A 17695-nucleotide genomic window follows, 5' to 3' on the forward strand; every position below is an offset into this window, starting at 1 on the left:
GAGCCGCGTACCATCGACGTCATGGCGTGGTTCGGGCGTGACAAGAGTCAGATGGTCGCACAGGTCGACGCGCTCCCGGGCCGGAACGAGCCCTTGGCCGTCCCGGACCGGCACGCGGTCTTCACGGACCGCGGCATCAAGCCCCCGTTCCCGGAGGGGTCGGAGACGGCGGTCTTCGGCATGGGCTGCTTCTGGGGCGTGGAGCGGATCTTCTGGCAGATCGAGGGCGTGCGCACGACGGCGGTCGGCTACGCGGGCGGCCACACGCCGAACCCGACGTACGAGGAGGTGTGCTCCGGTCTGACCGGGCACGCCGAGGTCGTCCTGGTCGTCTTCGACCCCGCCGTCGTGTCGTTCGAGGACCTGATGCGGGTGTTCTGGCAGGGCCACGACCCGACGCAGGGGATGCGCCAGGGCAACGACGCGGGCACGCAGTACCGGTCGGCGGTCTACTGGACGTCCGACGCGCAGCGGCAGGTGGCGGAGGCGAGCCGGAAGGTCTACCAGGAGGCGCTGAACGACGCCCGCGTCGGCGAGATCACCACCGAGATCGCGCCCCTGCGTGATTTCTACTACGCCGAGGAGTACCACCAGCAGTACCTGTCGGACACCAAGAACCCGAACGGCTACTGCGGCGTCGCGGGCACCGGCGTCTCCTGCCCGATCGGCCTCGGGATCGATGGCGGATGACCCCGCCGACCGGCCGCGTCCGGCCGCTGGGGTAACGCGGTGAAGCGGTAGCGTCACCGAATGCGAGTCGGTGTGTACGTCGACGGGTTCAACCTGTACTACTCAGGGCGTCGATGGTTCGGTCGTGGAGTCGCAGGCTGGAAGTGGTTGGCGCCACGGACTTTGGCGACGACCCTCGTCGCCGAACGCGTCAACTGGACCGGCGCGCACATCGAGCGGGTCGTGTACTGCACCGCGCGTATCGACGCGGCGGACGCGCCGGCCGCCTACGTCGACCAGGACGTCTACCTCAAGGCGTTGGTCGCGGCAAGAGCGGTCGACCACATCGAGTTCGGTCAGTACGTCGCGCGGGCCAAGCAGGCGCCTTTGGCCAGTCAGCCCAGGAAAGGACGGCCCCAACTCGTCCGGCCGGGTGTCCAACCGCCCGCCGGAGGACTGCCGCTGAGCGTCGCGTCCGATGGAAACGGCGGTCAGATCATGTTGGCGACTGTTCTGATCCGCGAGGAGAAGGGCAGCGATGTCAACGTCGCCACCCACTTGCTCGTGGATGTCCTGGGCGGCACGGTGGACGCCGCGGTCGTGATCTCCAACGACTCGGACCTGGGGCTTCCGCTGAGGGTCGCCCGCAGCCACGTGCCGGTAGGGGTGGTGAACCCTTCGACGGGGTACCTCGCCGGGGCCTTGCAGGGCAAAGCGGCTGACGGGGTCGGTCGACACTGGTGGCGCCAACTGGCCGCTGGGGACTTCGCCGCCCATCAACTGCCCGACCCGGCCGGAGGCTTCACTCGCCCGTCCGGGTGGTAGTGGGTCGCCGGTGTCACCGCCGACCGGGTTCACATTGACGGACGACAACATTCCGAGTTACTTTTACGGCACCCACCCGGCTCCCTCGCGGAGCCGGGTTTTCTTGTTTCGGTACTGGTTGCCGCCGCTGTAGCCGTTGCTCCTCGCCGGCATCGCGGACGGCTGCCGGGGTGGTCGTCCCGACCGGCGGGACCCGGTGGGCCTCTCACCTAAGCTGTGGGAGCGCTCCCCCGCACGGCGTGGTGTGGGTGTCTCGTGGCCCCCGGTTCCAGGAGCTTCCGCACCCATGCCTGATGGTCCGCTCGACCACCGCTACCGCGGCGAGCACCCCGTTCGCACGCTCCTCTACCTCTTCCGCGAAGACCGCACCCACCTCCTCCTCGGCGCGGGAGCCTTCTTCGTCAAGCACAGCCCCACCTGGCTGACCCCGGTCATCACGGCCCACGTCATCGACGTCGTCGTGGAGCGCAAGCCGATCATCGGCATGTGGCTCGGCGCCGGCCTGCTGCTGGTCATGCTGGTGCTCAACTACCCGTTCGCGGTCCTCTACACGCGCTGGTGGTACGGCAGCGCCCGGCGCACCGGCATGCGGGTGCGGTCGGCGCTGAGCCGGCGGATGCAGCAGCTGTCCATCGGCTACCACGCCAGGGTCAGCGCCGGGGTGTTGCAGACCAAGGTCATCCGGGACGTCGAGGCCATCGAGACCTCCACCCAGCAGGTCGGCGACCAGGGCCTCGCGGCGCTCGCCATGCTGAGCGGCGCGCTGGTCGTCATCGGTCTGAACGTGCCCGCGTTCCTGCCGGTCTTCCTGCTCGTCGTCCCCGCCGCCGCCGTGCTCGTCATGTGGCTGCGCGGCCGGCTGCGCGCGTACAACGAGTCGTTCCGCCACGAGGTCGAGCAGCTGTCGTCCCGGGTCGGCGAGATGACCACCCTCATCCCGATCACCCGCGCCCACGGCCTGGAACGGACCGCCCTCAACCGGATGGACGGCACGCTCCGCCAAGTCCTCGCCGCGAGCCTCAAGCTGGACGGCCTCAACGTCCGCTTCGGCGCGCTGGCCTGGATCCTGCTCAACGTCCTGGGCGTCGGCTGCCTGGCCGGCTCCGCCCTCGCCGCCTACCACGGCCTGCTCGCCGTCACCCCCGGTGACGTGGTGATGCTCAGCGCCTACTTCGCCTCGCTGACCGGCGCGGTCACCACGCTGATGAGCCTCACCCCGTTGATCAGCAAGGGCCTGGAGTCGGTGCGCTCGCTCGGCGAGGTGCTGGAGGCGCCCGACCTGGAGCACAACGCCGGCAAGGCCCACGTGGACGTCGTGCGCGGCGGCGTCCGGTTCGAGGGCGTCGGGTACACCTACCCGGAGGCCACCCGTAACTCCATCAGCGACTTCACCCTGGACGTGCGGCCCGGCGAGACGATCGCCCTGGTGGGCGCGTCCGGCGCGGGCAAGTCCACGGCGTTGAACCTGGTGATCGGCTTCCTCCGACCCACCGAAGGGCGGATCCTGCTCGACGGTGTCGACATGGAGACCCTGGACCTGCGCAGTTACCGGCAGTTCGTGTCGGTGGTGCCGCAGGAGTCGATCCTGTTCGAGGGCAGCATCCGGGACAACGTCACCTACGGCCTGGACGACGTGCCCGAGGACGTCGTCCGCCAGGCGCTCTCCGACGCCAACGCCCTGGAGTTCATCGACCGCCTGCCGACCGGCCTGGACACCGTGGTCGGCGAACGCGGCGCACGGCTGTCCGGCGGCCAGAAGCAGCGGCTCGCCATCGCCCGCGCCCTGATCCGCGATCCGAGGGTGCTCGTGCTGGACGAGGCGACCTCCGCGCTGGACAACAGGTCCGAGGCGCTGGTGCAGCAGGCGCTCGCCCGACTCGTGCACGGCCGGACCGTGTTCGTGGTGGCGCACCGGCTCACCACGATCCGCAACGCCGACCGCATCGTGGTGATGGAGGACGGCCGGATCGAGGAGATCGGCTCGCACGACGAGCTGCTCCGGTCGGACGGCCTGTACGCGCGGGCGCAGTCCGCCTAGCCGGTTAGCCGGTGGTGGTCGTCAGCCCTTCTTGGTGAGCAGGGTGGGGCCGACGATCCGGCGTGCGATGCGGCGCAGTCTGCTGCGTGGCGTCGCGGGCGGGGTCGGCTTGGCGGCGGTGGGCGCGGGGGTCGTCGGGGTCGCGGGTGCGGGGATCGCCTGGGTCGCATCCGCGGCGGGTGCGGCGGGTGCGGGCTGGACAGGGGCGGCGGGAGGGGCCGGTGCGACCGGAGCGGCGGCAACGCCGTTGACCGCGCCGTTGAGCGCACCGTTGACCCGGCCGTTGATCGTGCCGTTCGACGGGCCGGGCGGGACCTGGCCGTTGGTCGGCGCCCCGGGCTCGAACGCGGGCTCGAAAGCGGCGGCGGGCGTGGCGGCGGGGATGGCGGAGGCGGGGACCACCGGGATGTTCGCGGTCATCGGTTCGGCGGTGGGCCAACCGGGGTCGGAGGAGGGGGCGACGGGCTGGATGCGGACCGTTGGGATGTCGTTGCTTCGCTGGGTCTGAGTGGGCACCTGGCTGGACGTCACGCCTCGATCTTGCCAAAACACGCTCTGTGATCCAGTCCCGGGGAATCAACAGAAGATGAGCCCGCACCTCCTGCGGGTCGTCGTGGTCGTGGTCGCCGTCGGTGTGGGCTGCGGCGTGGTGGTCGCGGTCGTGGTCGGCCGCACGGTGGTCGTGGTCGCGGTGACGCCCGTGCTGGTCGTCGTTCCCGTGGTGGTGGTGGTGCTGGTCGTCGTGCTCGACGACGCGGTGGTGGTCGTCGTGGTCGAGGACCCGGTGTTTGACGACGACGACGTCGTGCCGATCACGGTTACCGTCCGGCTCGGTTGCTCGCTGCCCCTGACGACGACGATCTCACCGCCGGTCGCCGGCGGCAGGCCGTGCCGCGGGTTCGTCATGGCCGCCTGCGACACCATCAGGGCCGCCAACGCCGCACCGATCAAGGCACCGAAGGAGACCCGTCCGGAACCACCCAGCGCGGTGAGCATCCACAACGACTACCGGCCTCACTCGTTCGGGTCAAATTGCCCGAAACATCTGGTACCGGCCTGACACTTCGGGGTATCAGGCCGATACCAGGGGTCATCCGGTCACGCCAGGGTGGCGGTCAACGTGATCTCGGTACCCGTCAGCGCCTTGCTGACCGGGCAGTTCTGCTTGGCGTTCTCGGCAGCCGCCGCGAAGCCCTCGGCGTCGAGGCCGGGGACGACCGCGGTGACGGTCAGGTGGATGCCGGTGATGCCGGTGCCGGGCTGGAACGTCACCTCGGCCGAGGTGTCGACCTGCTGCGGCGGGGTGCCCGCCTGCGCGAGGCCGTGCGACAGCGCCATCGAGTAGCAGGACGAGTGCGCGGCGGCGATCAGCTCTTCGGGGCTGGTCTTGCCGTTCGCCGCCTCGGCGCGGGACGGCCAGCTCACGTCGTACGTGCCGATGCCCGACGACTCGAGGGCGACGCTGCCCTTGCCCTCCAGCAGGTTGCCTTCCCAGTGCGTGGTCGCCTTGCGGGTGGTGGCCATGTCTGCAACTCCGTCTTCGATGAGGAAAACCCTTCGGGATCAACCTAATGGGCATCTCCGACGGGCGCCGCAAGGCGTGATCGAGAACGTGCCCTGCGATCGGGAACGTGCCTGCGATCGGGGACCGCGCTGTGATCGGGAACGCACGAGAAGACCCCCGGCGCGTGAACACCGGGGGTCTTGTCAGAGCGGATGACGAGACTCGAACTCGCGACCCTCACCTTGGCAAGGTGATGCGCTACCAACTGCGCTACATCCGCCTGTTGGGGAGAACTATACCGGACGTTCGAAGCCGGTTTCGACAGGGGGGTTGGGCGCCGCGCGGCCGGACTCGGCCAACAGCTGGTCGACCTCGGACAACCGCTCCGTGCACCACCGCCACTCCCACAGCGGCCGGACCCGGTCGACCACCTCGGCGGGCAGCCACGGCGCCACCTCGTCCCGCAGTTCCCACTCGTCGAACACGTGCTCGTAGAAGCTCACCACGGACGCGTCGGACAGGAACCGCTCCGGCTGCCGGAAGCACCAGTGCGCGAACCCGTACACCCGGCCGAGCACTTCGCGGTCGCCGTCCCGGTGCGCCTCCAGCGCGAGTTGCCACAACTCGGACAGGAACACGTGGCAGGACCAGGACTCGCGCTCGACAACGGCGCTCAGTTCGGGGAGGAGGGCGGAAGCCCTTGTGCGCCAATCGACCACGCGGCAGGAGGTTACTCGTCGAAGCCGCCGCCGCAGCCCGATCGCCCATCACCTGACGCCCACCCGTGACCGCCCCGTCACCGACCGCAAGGGGCCCGATTGCGGTGTGCAGGTGCTCTGACTAGGCCGAACGGTCCACGTCGTCAGTCTGGTCTTCGGTATCGGGTCGCTATCACTTCGGGCCGGAATCAGCCGACTGTGGCATCTTGGCCACTGGACCACAGGCGGGGTGGGAGGTGCCGGGGCGGGATGGCCGACGATGCCGATTTCGACCGGGAACTGCTCGCCAGGCTCAGGGCGGGCGACGACGGCGCGTTCGGCGAGCTGTTCACCCGGCACGCCGACGCCGTCCGCAGGTTCGCCCTCCGGCACGTGCGCGAGCACGCCGAGGCCGACGACCTGACCGCCGAGGCGTTCTTCCGCGTCCTGCAGGCGATCCGCCGGGGCAACGGCCCCACCGAGCACGTCCGCACCTACCTGCTGACCGTCGCCCGCCGGGTGGCGTGGGAGTGGAGCGGGCGGCGGCGGGACGTGCCGGTGGAGGACGAGGAGCTGAGCCGCCGCGTCGAGCCGTTCCCGGACGTCACGGCGAACCGGCCGGAGCACACGCTGATCTCCCGCGCGTTCACCAGCCTGCCCGAGCGGTGGCGCACGGTGCTGTGGCAGGTCGAGGTGGAGGGTGAGCGGCCGGCCGCGGTCGCGCCGAACTTCGGCCTGAGCCCGAACGCGATGGCCGCGTTGGCCCGCCGCGCGCGCGAAGGGCTGCGCGCGGCGTACTTGCAGGCACACCTCGCCGAGGACGCCGGGCCGCGCGCGTGCAGCTCGGTGGTCGCCAAGCTCGGCGCCTACACGGCGGGCGGCTCGCAGGGCGGTGAGCAGAAGCGCATCCGCAAGCACCTCCAGACCTGCGCCTCGTGCAACGCGCTGCACGCCGAGCTGGCCGAGGTGTGCTCGACGCTCCGGGCGCACGCGGCGAGCATCGCCGTTCCGGTGGCCGCGACCGCGCTGCTCGCACCGGCCGTCCTGGGGCCGGCGGTGCTCGGCCCGGCCGTGATGAGCAAGGCCGCGCTCCTCACCGGACGGGTGAAGCTGGTGTTCGCCGCCGCCGCTTCGGTCGCCGCCGTCGGCCTGTTCGGGATGGTGGCCGGGACGTTCACCGGCGCGCCCGGCCCGGGACTGGTCCAGGCCGGTCCGGACGGCGCGCCCGGCGAGAACGTGCTGGCGCTGTGCTCGACCGGCCCGACCACGACCGTGACCGGCACGGCGACCAGCGAGACGTCGCCGCCCCCCGAGGCCCGGCACGTCGTGCACACGAAGACCGCCCAGCCGAAGCGCTCGGCGCTGCCGACCACGTCCGCCGCCCTGGCCGCACGCCCGGCGGAGACGTCCGCCCCGACCCTCCCGGCCGAACCGCGCACCCTGCCCGTCGGCACGGCGTCGTCCCCGGTCACCACGTCGGAGCCCGGCCCGGAGATCCTGATCAGCACCACCGGGGACGCCACGGCGACCACCGCCGTCACCACCACCGACACGGCGAAGGTGGGCGGGCCGACGAAGCCGACCACCACCTCGACGACCGTGACGCTCAGCCCGACGCCGAGCCGCCTCGACCCCGCGTGACTGCGGGTTTCACCCACGAGGTGCAAGACTTTGCCGGTAGCGTGGGAAACGTTGAGTGATCGCTCGACGTCTTGAGGAGACGGTGATGACGCGGCTGGTGCGCGGCGCGGACGGCCGGATGTGGACGGTGCGCAGTCAGATCGAGTGGCGCAACCCGTCGACCGACGCCGACTTCGAACACGATGTGAGCGGCGGTTACGGCCCCGGCGTGCTGATGCTGGGGATCGTCATCGTCCTGGGCGTCGTGCTGGTGTCGTGGACACCGGAGGCGGTCGTCGTGCCGGGGTGGCTGATCCTGGCGCTGATCCTGGTGTTCCTGTTCTTCCCGGTCCGCTGGGCGGTGCGCCGGCCGTGGCTGGTCGCCGCCGAGTCGAAGAAGACCGAGGAGCTGCCGCCGGAGCGGTGGGTCGGCTCGGTGCGCGGGTTCCTGACCGTGCGCAACGAGGTCGCCAACGTGGCCCGCAAGATCGAGATGTACTCGCTGCCCGACCTGGACGGCCCGCTGCAACCGGTCGACTGATCGCCCTCGCCGGGTGACACTGGTCGGGTGCCGGAACTCCCCGAGGTCGAGGCGCTCGCCCACCACCTGCGCGAGCACGCCGTCGGACGACGCGTGCACCGGGTGGACGTGGCGTCGCTGCAGGTGTTGAAGACGTTCACGCCGCCGTGGACCGAGCTCCAGGGCCGCGAGGTGACGGGTGCCGGCCGGTTCGGCAAGCACCTCGACCTGGACTGCGACGGCATCCACCTGGTGGTGCACCTGGCGCGGGCCGGGTGGCTGCGCTGGTCGGAGCACCTGTCGGCGGCGCCGCCCAAGCCGGGCCGCGGTCCGCTGGCGCTGCGCGTGCACCTGGGTCCGCCGGGGGATGGTCCGGGGTTCGACCTGACCGAGGCGGGCACGAAGAAGGGCCTGGCCGCGTGGGTGGTGAACGACCCGGCGGACGTGCCGGGCATCGCCCGCCTGGGGCCGGACGCGCTGTCGGTGACGCGCACCCAGCTGGAGGACCTGTTCGCGGGCCGGACCGAGCGGCTGAAGACCGCGCTGACGGACCAGGCGCTGATCGCGGGTGTCGGCAACGCGTACTCCGACGAGATCATGCACACGGCCCGGCTGTCGCCGTACGCGACGGCCGGGAAGCTGCCTCCGGAGGCGTTGGACCGGCTGCACGAGGCGTTGATCGGCGTGCTGACCGACGCGGTGGCTCGGTCCGTCGGCCAGTCGGCGGCGACCCTCAAGGGCGAGAAGCGGTCCGGGCTGCGGGTGCACGCGCGGACCGGACTGCCGTGCCCGGTGTGCGGCGACACGGTCCGCGAGGTGTCGTTCGCCGACAAGGCGTTCCAGTACTGCCCGAAGTGCCAGACCGGCGGCAAACCGCTGGCCGACCGGCGGATGTCACGGCTGCTCAAGTAGGTCACACGGACGAGTGGCTTAGTCCGTTCGTCGGCTGAGTGCCCGGTGGGTGGGTAGTTACTCCAGGAGTCCGACTGACTACTTGGAGGAGCCGTGAACCAGCGCATCACCGCCGCGTTGATCGGGGTCGCCATGGGAGTGGCCACGTTCGCCGGTTCGACCATCGCCGTCTCGGCCGCCGCGCCGGCGGAACAGCAGCCCGCATTGCACCAGGACCAGGTGTCCGAGGTGATCTGCCGCGTGCTCGAGGAGCTCGACCTCCTCGACCACCCGAGCCTGGTCGACCTGGTGGAGAAGCTGAAGTGCAAGGACTCGGCAGAGCCGACCACGACCACCACGACCACGCCATCCTGACCGGACCGGTGCCGACGTGGGGTGGGTGTCGTGGCTGTGGGTGCGACCCGAGTGATCGGGGCGCACCCACTCTCGGTGATCACTACACCCGCAGATCGCCCGATCGGGTAAGCAGAGCGCCACGGTTGCCGCCAATTCATCGGATGGGCGCGTCTGACCCCGCCCATCCCCTTGCCTATGGGGCCCCCACGGAACAGCATGGACGCCGTGCGGGACCTCATGACCGAGCGCGCTCTGCTCGGCCTCATCGCGAGCATGGCCGTGCTCGGCCTCTTCGTGATGCTGTGCCGTGCCCGCCGCGTCAGCACGTCCGTCGAGGACGCCGTGATGGACATGCTGCACCGCATGTCCAAGGCGTCGGCCGACCTCCGGGAAGGCCTGACCGAGGACGCGGCCAACAAAGCCACCCCGCACCTGCGCGAGATGCTGCGCTGCGTCGCGGTCGGCATCACCGACGACGAGGGCACGCTGCTGTCGTGGGACGGCGGCGCGAACGACCACTACGAGTTCCTCCGGACCTACATCGAGCGGGCCATCGGAGAGGGGCACAAGGAGCACGTCGAGCACCGCAAGCTCGACTGCGAGCTTCCCGGCCCGTGCTCGCTGCACACCGCCGTGATCGTGCCGCTGGTGGTGGAGAACGAGGTCGCCGGCACCCTGATCGTGGTCAGCGGCGTGGCGAACAAGCGGCAGATCCGGATGGCCGAGGAGACCGCGCGGTTCGTCTCCACGCAGCTGGAGCTGGAAGTGCTGCAGAAGTCGCGGCAGGCGTTGGCGCAGGCCGAGGTGCGGGCGCTGCGGGCGCAGATCTCGCCGCACTTCGTCTACAACGCGCTGAACACGATCTCGTCGCTGATCCGCACCGACCCGGCGCACGCGCGGGAGCTGCTGCAGGAGTTCGCCGAGTTCACCCGGTACTCGTTCCGGACGGACGGCTTCTTCACCACGCTGGCCGACGAGCTGACGAACATCCACCGCTACCTGACCATCGAGCAGGCGCGGTACGGGCCGCGGCTGAACGTGCGGCTGAAGATCGCGCCCGAGGTGCTGCAGGTCGTGCTGCCGTTCCTGGTGCTGCAGCCGCTGGTGGAGAACGCGGTCCGGCACGGGCTGGCGAAGAAGCCCGGCGGCGGCGAGCTGACGATCATCGCCGAGGACAACGGCGCCGAGGCGCTGATCTCGGTCGAGGACGACGGCGTCGGCATGGACCCGGACCGGCTCTTCGAGGACCTGAAGGACGCCCACCAGACCGGCGCGCACGTCGGCCTCGGCAACATCAACCACCGGATGCGGGCGGTGTTCGGCGACGACTACGCGCTCGTCGTGGAGACCGCGCCGGACGCCGGCATGAAGATCATCCTCAAGATCCCCAAGTACAGCCGGGGCGTGCGGACGAACCTGCCCATCGTGCCGCCACGGCTGGAGGACACGTCCGAACAACCCGTCGTGCGGGCCTGACGGATCAGGTCTGACGGGATCAGGCCGCAGCCGGATCAGGCCGCGGCGATCGCCAGCACGGTCACCATCATGACCGCGCACACGCTCCACGCGATCCACATCCAGTAGACGTGCATCGGGCTCGGGCCGTCCGCGTTCTGCCGACCCCGGACGTCCCACCACTCGACACAGCGTTCGAGCCAGCGGATCGGGTTGAACGTCACCGCCCGATGTTAGCGGTGCGCGCCGGTGTTTCCAGGGCGCACTCGACCTACCGGCACACGTAAGGTCGAAGCCATGAGCGTCACGGACAAGATCGCGGCCCGGCTGCCCAGGATCGTGAGCGAGCGGACCGAGCGCGGACCCGTGGTGGCCGCCGTCCGCCTGCACGGCGTCATCACCCCGACGCCGACGCCGATGGCCCGCAACACCATCAACATGCAGAACGTGGAGAGCGCGCTGACCCGCGCCTTCGAGCACGACCGGCTGGTCGCCGTCGCGCTGCTGATCAACTCGCCGGGTGGCGCGCCCACCCAGTCAGCCCTCGTCGCCGAACGGGTCCGCGAGCTGGCCGCCAAGAAGAAGGTGCCCGTCCTGGCGTTCTGCGAGGACCTGGCGGCCTCCGGCGGCTACTGGCTGGCCTGCGCGGGCGACGAGATCTACGCGCACGGCACGTCCCTGGTCGGCTCGATCGGCGTGGTGAGCGCCGGGTTCGGCCTCAACGGCCTGATCGAGCGCTACGGCGTCGAACGGCGCGTGCACACGGCCGGCGACAACAAGGTCCGCCTCGACCCGTTCAGCCCGGAGAAGCCGGAGGACGTCGAGTGGCTGAAGGGCCTCCAGGCCCAGATGCACGAGCAGTTCGCCGACTGGGTGAAGGAACGCCGCGGCGCGAAGCTCAAGGGCACCGACGACGAGCTGTTCAACGGCGAGGTGTGGACCGGGGCGAAGGCGCTCGAACTGGGTCTGGTGGACGGCATCGGCACCCTGCGCGGCATCGTGGCGAAGCGCTACCCGGGCGCGGAGATCGCGGTCGCCGAGCCTCGCCGACCCCTGCTCGCCCGCCTCGGACTCGCCGGCGCGACCACCCGATCGGGCGACTTCATGCTGGAGGGGTTGGCGGCGTTGGAAGAGCGCGCGCGCTGGTCGCGATTCGGCTTGTGAGGTCACGGCCTCGCGCCTGTCCGGCAACCGGCGTAGACAGCGACCCCGCCGGGTCGGCAAGATGCGCGGCACAGTGAGTACCCCAGTGAGCAATCGCACGGACAACACCGGCCTCCTCGTTCTGGCGGTGGACGACGAGGCACCCGGTCTGAGCGAGATCAAGTACCTGCTTGAAAGCAGCCCGCACATTCGACGTGTGCTCACGGCCTTCGACGCGGCCGAGGCACTGCGCATCCTCCGGGGTGACTACGACGTCGAGGTGATGGACCGCACCAGAGCAGGCCTGCCGCCGGTCGACGCCGTGTTCGCCGACATCAACATGCCCGGACTGAGCGGCACGGACCTCGCGCGGGTGCTCGGCGCGTTCCGCGCGCCACCGGCGTTGGTGTTCGTCACGGGGGTCGAGCACTCGGAGGCCGTGGTGGCGTTCGAGGTGGGCGCGTTGGACTTCGTGACGAAGCCGATCAACGAGGACCGGATCAACAAGGCGATCTCGCGGGTGGTGGAGCGGGTCGCGGCGACACCGGGGGTCACCGCGGAGCCCGCCGCGGCGGAGCAGCAGGACGACGAGGTGATCCCGGTCGAGCTGGGTGGCACCATCAAGCTCGTGCCACGGGCCACCGTCCGCTACGTCGAAGCGCAGGGCGACTACGCGCGCCTGCACACCAGCGACGGGTCGAGCCACCTGGTGCGGATCCCGTTGGCGCAGCTGGAGGAGCGCTGGGAGAACGCCGGGTTCGTCCGCATCCACCGCTCGTTCCTGGTGGCGCTGCCGCTGGTGACCGAGCTGCGGATGACGTCGAACGGGTACGCGGTGGTGATCGGCTCCGGTGAGGGTGCGAAGGAGCTGCCGGTCAGCCGGCGGCACACCCGTGAGCTGAAGGAGAGGATCGTGCGTCCCCCCAAGAGCAGTTGGGGATGACCCGGCACTCCGGCCCCCCCGGCCAACCGGACCAGCCGCAGCCGGCCGAACGCGATGCCTGGCTGTCGGTGTCGGCGCGCAAGAACCGCCGCCGGCGGGTGGTGCTGGCGGACCCGCGCGGACGCGGGCGGGTGCTGCGCACGATCATCGAGCTGGAGGAGCAGACCAGCGTCGGCGAGAAGCTGATCCGCGACCTGATCCGGCAGCAGCTGCGCACGGGTCTGCTGCTGGGTGGCGGCACGCTGCTGTTCCTGGCGCTGATGCCGGTGGCGTTCTACCTCATGCCGTGGCTGTCGGAGGTGCAGCTGGTGGGCGTGCGGCTGCCGTGGCTGCTGTTGGGCGTGCTGCCGTTCCCGCTCTGCTACGGCGTCGGCTACGTGTACCGGGGGCTGGCGGAGAGGCATGAGCAGGACTTCGTGAGTTCGGTGGACCGGTGATCCAGACACCGTGGAGCCTGGTGCTCGTCGGCGTGATGGCGGTGCTGACGTTCCTGTTGGGCTACGTCGGTTCCCGCCGGGCCAACACCACACCGGACTTCCTGGTGGCCCGCCGCGCCGTCCCGGCCACCCGCAACGCCGCCGCGATCTCCGGCGAGTACCTGTCCGCCGCGTCGTTCCTCGGTGTGGCGGGGCTCGTGCTGAAGGACGGCGTCGACGCCCTGTGGTACCCGATCGGCTTCACCGCGGGCTACCTGGCGATGATGCTGTTCGTCGCCGCGCCGCTGCGGCGGTCCGGCGCGTACACGCTGCCCGACTTCGCCGAGGCGCGGCTGGGCTCGACGCGGCTGCGCAAGTTCTGCACGTTCTTCGTGATCTGCATCGGAGTGCTGTACCTGGTGCCCCAGTTGCAGTCGGCCGGGTTGACGCTGAACACGATCACCGGCCTGCCCGCGTGGCTGGGCGGCGTGGTCGTGATCGGGATCGTCATGGTGAACGTCCTCGGCGGCGGCATGCGGGCGATCACGCTGGTGCAGGCGTTCCAGTACTGGGGCAAGCTCTTCGCGATCGCCGCGCCGACGTTCGTGCTGTTCGCCCTGTTCCTCGGCGGACCGGGCAACGGGGCGCAGCCGGTGGACTCGTCGGGCGTGCTGCGGTTCCCCGAGGACGCGCGCGTGACGACCGTCGACGAGGTGCGGGTCCGGGTCGAGGTGGCGATGGAGCTGACCGCGACCGGGATGCTGAACGGGTCGTACGCGGACGGCCCGGTGTACTGGACGCCCGGCCTGTACGAGGTGGGCGAGCAGACCGAGCTGCGGTTCACCGAGGGCTCGCCGGTGCCGGTGGTCGAGGGCTCGCCGACGTCCAACCACGACTGGCTGCGGCCCCAGACCGACGGGCTGTCCGGGCTGTTCGAGACGTACTCGCTGATCCTGGCCACGTTCCTGGGCACGATGGGGTTGCCGCACATCCTGGTGCGCTTCTACACCAACCCGGACGGGCGGGCGGCGCGGCGCACGGCGTTGCACGTGCTGTACCTGCTCGGGCTGTTCTACCTCTTCCCGACCGTGCTGGGCGTGATCTCCCGGCAGTACCTGCCGCAGCTGCTGGTGACCGGGAAGACGGACGCGGCGGTGCTCCTGCTGCCGAGCACGATGCAGCCGAACCTGCTGGGCCAGGTGTTGGGCGCGGTCGTGGCGGCGGGCGCGTTCGCGGCGTTCCTGTCCGTGTCGTCGGGGCTCGTGGTGTCGGTGGCGGGGGTGGTGTCCACGGACATCCTGCCGGGCAAGGTGCGCGACTTCCGCTGGGCGACGGTGATCACGGGCGTGGTGGGGTTGCTGCTCGCGCTGGCGCTGCCGGGCGCGGACGCGTCGTTGACGGTGGCGATGTCGTTCGCGCTGGCGGCGTCGACGTTCTGCCCGTTGCTGCTGCTGGGCATCTGGTGGCGCGGGCTGACGTGGGTCGGCGCGATGTCCGGGCTGCTGGTCGGCGGTGGGCTGGTGATCGGGGCGCAGGTGGTGACCGTGATCAGCTCCTACACCGGGCGGTGGGCGCCCTCGGTGTTCTCGCAGCCGGCGCTGGTGACGGTGCCGGCGGCGTTCCTGACCATGATCATGATCAGCAGGCTGACCGCGCGGCGGCAGCCCGAGGACGTCAGCCGGATCCTGCTGAGGTTCCACGCGCCCGATCCGCTGGGGTTCATGCGGGACCGGGAAGTGCGGTTCGGGACGGCGGAGGAGAAGGCCCGCCAGGACGAGGCCAAGCGACCCGACGACACCGCGTCACCGCCGCTGCCCTGACCGGCCGCTGGTCCGAGCGGGTGTGCGGTCGTGAGTTCACTCACAAGGGTTCCCGCGCTTCCGGTAGAGGTCTGGACCGCCCCCTCCCGAGTGCTGCCGACCGTCCTCCGGCCATGACCAGCGCTAGACCGTTCGAGAACTCCCCGGCGGTTGCACAGGGTTCGTATAGGTCTCAATCGGGTGAAGATATACACACCTATCCGGTTACCGGTGATTCTGATCACCCGAGTGGCTGTTCGTCTCAGCATTCCTACCGCTCATCGCATCACTCGACAGTTGAGCGCAAGCCGCCACGAAAGGTCTTTCTCGCGTGAGCCAGGTCTCCCTACGGTGCACCGCGTATCAGGAACGCACCAGGAGGACTTACGTGTCGTTCACACCGTCGTCAAGTACGCGAGGAGGGGACCGTGAGCACCTCTGAGCAGCACACCCCCGATGCCCAGGGCAATCACGTCTGGGTAGACGTCCAGCAGAGCCCCGACTTCGTCGAGCTGCGCCGGCGGCTGCGGAGCTTCGTCTTCCCCATGGCAGGCCTGTTCCTGGCTTGGTACGTGGCGTACGTGCTCCTGGCCGACTACGCCCACGGCTTCATGTCGACCAAGGTCATCGGCAACATCAACGTGGGCCTGATCCTCGGCCTGCTCCAGTTCGTGTCGACGTTCGCCATCACGACGCTGTACGTGCGGCACGCGAACAAAAACCTCGACCCCATGGCGGAGAAGCTCCGCAACGAGCTTGAAGGGGGTCAAGCGTGAACGGCAGCGCCCTGCTCAACATCGGCATCTTCGGCATCTTCGTCGCGGCAACCCTGGTCGTCGTGATCCGGGCCAGCCGCAACACCAAGACGGCTGCCGACTACCTCGCCGCGGGCCGCGCGTTCACCGGCCCCCAGAACGGCGTCGCGATCGCGGGTGACTACCTGTCCGCCGCGTCGTTCCTCGGCATCGCGGGCGCCATCGCGCTGAACGGCTACGACGGCTTCCTGTACTCGATCGGCTTCCTGGTCGCGTGGCTCATCGCCCTGCTGCTGGTCGCCGAGCTGCTGCGCAACACCGGCAAGTACACGATGGGCGACGTGCTGAGCTTCCGCATGCGCCAGCGCCCGGTGCGCGCGGCGGCGGCGACGTCGACCATGGCCGTGTCGTTCTTCTACCTGCTGGCCCAGATGGCGGGTGCGGGCGGCCTGGTCGCGCTGCTGCTCGGCATCACCGGCAAGTTCGGCCAGGCGATCGTCATCGCGGTCGTCGGCGCCCTGATGATCGCGTACGTGCTCATCGGCGGCATGAAGGGCACCACCTGGGTGCAGATCATCAAGGCGGTGCTGCTGATCGTCGGCGCCGGCGTGATGACGCTCTGGGTGCTGGGCAAGTACGGCATGAACCTGTCCAGCCTGCTCGGCGCGGCCGTGGACAACGCCCCGAAGGCCGGCGAGAAGCTGCTCGGCCCCGGTCTGGCGTACGGCAAGGACGGCACCACCAAGCTGGACTTCCTGTCGCTGGCCCTCGCGCTGGTGCTCGGCACCGCCGGTCTGCCGCACATCCTGATGCGCTTCTACACCGTGCCGACCGCCAAGGAAGCCCGCCGTTCGGTGGTCTGGGCGATCTGGCTGATCGGCCTGTTCTACCTGTTCACGCTGGTCCTGGGCTACGGCGCGGCGGCGTTGGTGGGTGCGGAGAAGATCCGGGCGGCTCCGGGTGGCCCGAACTCGGCGGCCCCGCTGCTGGCCGAGGCGCTCGGCGGCCCGCTGCTGCTGGGCCTGATCGCGGCGGTCGCGTTCGCCACGATCCTCGCGGTGGTGGCCGGTCTGACGATCACCGCTTCGGCGTCCTTCGCGCACGACATCTACGCCAACATCATCAAGAAGGGCCAGGTGGAGGACAAGGAGGCCGAGGTCAAGGTGGCGCGGCGGACTGCGGTCGTGATCGGCCTCGTGTCGATCCTCGGCGGTATCGCGGCCAACGGCCAGAACATCGCGTTCCTGGTGGCCCTGGCGTTCGCTGTGGCGGCGTCGGCGAACCTGCCGACCATCCTCTACTCGCTGTTCTGGAAGAGGTTCAACACCTCCGGCGCGCTGTGGAGCATCTACGGCGGTCTCTCGGTGACGATCACGCTGATCGTGCTGTCGCCGGCGGTGTCCGGAAGGCCGACGTCGATGTTCAAGGACGCCGACTTCGCGCTGTTCCCGTTGTCCAACCCGGGCATCGTGTCGATCCCGCTGGCATTCCTGCTGGGTTACGTCGGCACGGTGCTGTCGAAGGAAGACAACAAGGAGAAGTACGCGGAGATGGAGGTGCGGGCGCTCACGGGCGTCGGCGCCGAGAAGGCGACCGCCCACTAGTCCCCGGACCAGTCGGTCACTGCCTCCGCTGGAGACCACGCCGGCCGTCATCCCTTCGAGGGAGGGCGGCCGGTGTGCTCCTTATCCCCGGTTTATCAGCCCCGTGGCAGCATGGACCCGTGACCGTTCCCAGCGTTGAAGTGTCCGAGGTGCCGGCCGAGCTGCCGGCGGGCAAAGTGCTGCTCGACGTGCGTGAAGCCGACGAGTGGGCGGCGGGCCACGCCCCGGGCGCGCTGCACATCCCGATGAGCGAGCTGGCCGGCCGGTTGGGCGACCTCCCGGGCGACGCCGAGTTCTACGTGGTGTGCCGCGCCGGCGGCCGTTCCGCGCGGGTCACGCAGTACCTGAACGCCAACGGCTGGGACGCCACGAACGTCGACGGCGGCATGCAGGTGTGGGCCGTCTCCGGTCGTCCGCTGGTCGGTGAGGTCGACGGCGCGGAGCCCGAGGTCATCTGA

Annotated in this window: 20 protein-coding genes and 1 tRNA gene; 16 read left to right on the top strand and 5 right to left on the bottom strand. The window is 70.1% G+C overall.

The window, feature by feature from the left end; all coding sequences use genetic code 11:
• The first annotated feature begins 21 nt into the window (after positions 1–21).
• The 3 genes from msrA to ACRAKI_RS00335 all read left to right on the top strand — a co-directional run bounded on the left by msrA (position 22) and on the right by ACRAKI_RS00335 (position 3532).
• A complete protein-coding gene (gene msrA, locus ACRAKI_RS00325) occupies positions 22–690 on the top strand; it encodes a peptide-methionine (S)-S-oxide reductase MsrA (RefSeq protein ID WP_447005041.1) in 669 nt (222 codons plus the stop codon).
• 147 nt (positions 691–837) lie between these two features.
• A complete protein-coding gene (locus ACRAKI_RS00330; RefSeq protein WP_447005042.1) occupies positions 838–1494 on the top strand; it encodes an NYN domain-containing protein in 657 nt (218 codons plus the stop codon).
• Positions 1495–1780: 286 nt separating this feature from the next.
• On the top strand, positions 1781–3532 hold the full coding sequence (locus ACRAKI_RS00335) for an ABC transporter ATP-binding protein (protein WP_447005043.1): 1752 nt from the start codon (positions 1781–1783) through the stop codon (positions 3530–3532).
• A gap of 21 nt (positions 3533–3553) precedes the next feature.
• Here the strand turns inward: ACRAKI_RS00335 and ACRAKI_RS00340 are convergent, their stop codons facing one another.
• Entirely contained in the window at positions 3554–3952 is a 399-nt protein-coding gene (locus ACRAKI_RS00340; RefSeq protein ID WP_447005044.1) for a hypothetical protein, read from the bottom strand.
• A gap of 166 nt (positions 3953–4118) precedes the next feature.
• On the opposite strand from ACRAKI_RS00340, the gene ACRAKI_RS00345 reads away from it, so the two are divergent.
• Positions 4119–4592: a hypothetical protein gene (locus ACRAKI_RS00345; RefSeq protein ID WP_447005045.1), complete on the top strand. Its 474-nt coding sequence runs from the start codon at positions 4119–4121 to the stop codon at positions 4590–4592.
• Between the two features lie 38 nt (positions 4593–4630).
• On the opposite strand, the gene ACRAKI_RS00350 is transcribed toward ACRAKI_RS00345, so the two are convergent.
• From ACRAKI_RS00350 to ACRAKI_RS00360, 3 genes are all read right to left on the bottom strand, one after another.
• Positions 4631–5056, bottom strand: coding sequence for an OsmC family protein (locus tag ACRAKI_RS00350; RefSeq protein ID WP_447005046.1), 426 nt, complete (start codon positions 5054–5056; stop codon positions 4631–4633).
• A gap of 187 nt (positions 5057–5243) precedes the next feature.
• Positions 5244–5316, bottom strand: a tRNA-Gly gene (locus ACRAKI_RS00355).
• Positions 5317–5329: 13 nt separating this feature from the next.
• Positions 5330–5755 (bottom strand): DUF7674 family protein, encoded by a 426-nt coding sequence (locus ACRAKI_RS00360; protein ID WP_447005047.1) that lies wholly within the window; start codon positions 5753–5755, stop codon positions 5330–5332.
• A gap of 249 nt (positions 5756–6004) precedes the next feature.
• On the opposite strand from ACRAKI_RS00360, the gene ACRAKI_RS00365 reads away from it, so the two are divergent.
• The 5 genes from ACRAKI_RS00365 to ACRAKI_RS00385 all read left to right on the top strand — a co-directional run bounded on the left by ACRAKI_RS00365 (position 6005) and on the right by ACRAKI_RS00385 (position 10598).
• On the top strand, positions 6005–7375 hold the full coding sequence (locus ACRAKI_RS00365) for a sigma-70 family RNA polymerase sigma factor (RefSeq protein WP_447005048.1): 1371 nt from the start codon (positions 6005–6007) through the stop codon (positions 7373–7375).
• 85 nt (positions 7376–7460) lie between these two features.
• Complete coding sequence (locus ACRAKI_RS00370) at positions 7461–7895, top strand: DUF983 domain-containing protein (protein ID WP_447005049.1); 435 nt, start codon at positions 7461–7463, stop codon at positions 7893–7895.
• A 27-nt stretch (positions 7896–7922) separates the two neighbouring features.
• Positions 7923–8786, top strand: coding sequence for a DNA-formamidopyrimidine glycosylase family protein (locus ACRAKI_RS00375; RefSeq protein ID WP_447005050.1), 864 nt, complete (start codon positions 7923–7925; stop codon positions 8784–8786).
• 93 nt (positions 8787–8879) lie between these two features.
• Positions 8880–9140 (top strand): hypothetical protein, encoded by a 261-nt coding sequence (locus ACRAKI_RS00380; protein WP_447005051.1) that lies wholly within the window; start codon positions 8880–8882, stop codon positions 9138–9140.
• Positions 9141–9338: 198 nt separating this feature from the next.
• A complete protein-coding gene (locus ACRAKI_RS00385; protein ID WP_447005052.1) occupies positions 9339–10598 on the top strand; it encodes a sensor histidine kinase in 1260 nt (419 codons plus the stop codon).
• A 35-nt stretch (positions 10599–10633) separates the two neighbouring features.
• On the opposite strand, the gene ACRAKI_RS00390 is transcribed toward ACRAKI_RS00385, so the two are convergent.
• Positions 10634–10801, bottom strand: coding sequence for a hypothetical protein (locus ACRAKI_RS00390; RefSeq protein ID WP_447005053.1), 168 nt, complete (start codon positions 10799–10801; stop codon positions 10634–10636).
• A 73-nt stretch (positions 10802–10874) separates the two neighbouring features.
• Between ACRAKI_RS00390 and ACRAKI_RS00395 the strand changes: the two genes are divergently transcribed.
• From ACRAKI_RS00395 to ACRAKI_RS00425, 7 genes are all read left to right on the top strand, one after another.
• Positions 10875–11741: a S49 family peptidase gene (locus ACRAKI_RS00395; protein WP_447005054.1), complete on the top strand. Its 867-nt coding sequence runs from the start codon at positions 10875–10877 to the stop codon at positions 11739–11741.
• Positions 11742–11802: 61 nt separating this feature from the next.
• Positions 11803–12663 (top strand): LytR/AlgR family response regulator transcription factor, encoded by an 861-nt coding sequence (locus ACRAKI_RS00400; RefSeq protein ID WP_447005055.1) that lies wholly within the window; start codon positions 11803–11805, stop codon positions 12661–12663.
• Positions 12660–13100, top strand: coding sequence for a hypothetical protein (locus tag ACRAKI_RS00405; protein ID WP_447005056.1), 441 nt, complete (start codon positions 12660–12662; stop codon positions 13098–13100). Before ACRAKI_RS00400 ends, ACRAKI_RS00405 begins: the two co-directional genes overlap by 4 nt.
• A 35-nt stretch (positions 13101–13135) precedes the next feature.
• Positions 13136–14899 (top strand): sodium/solute symporter, encoded by a 1764-nt coding sequence (locus tag ACRAKI_RS00410; protein WP_447008613.1) that lies wholly within the window; start codon positions 13136–13138, stop codon positions 14897–14899.
• A 407-nt stretch (positions 14900–15306) separates the two neighbouring features.
• On the top strand, positions 15307–15654 hold the full coding sequence (locus ACRAKI_RS00415; RefSeq protein WP_447005057.1) for a DUF485 domain-containing protein: 348 nt from the start codon (positions 15307–15309) through the stop codon (positions 15652–15654).
• The gene (locus ACRAKI_RS00420) at positions 15651–17237 is read left to right on the top strand and encodes a solute symporter family protein (RefSeq protein ID WP_447005058.1); all 1587 of its coding nucleotides are present in this window, start codon (positions 15651–15653) and stop codon (positions 17235–17237) included. Before ACRAKI_RS00415 ends, ACRAKI_RS00420 begins: the two co-directional genes overlap by 4 nt.
• A gap of 119 nt (positions 17238–17356) precedes the next feature.
• Entirely contained in the window at positions 17357–17695 is a 339-nt protein-coding gene (locus ACRAKI_RS00425; RefSeq protein WP_447005059.1) for a rhodanese-like domain-containing protein, read from the top strand.

Source organism: Saccharothrix isguenensis, assembly GCF_052936305.1.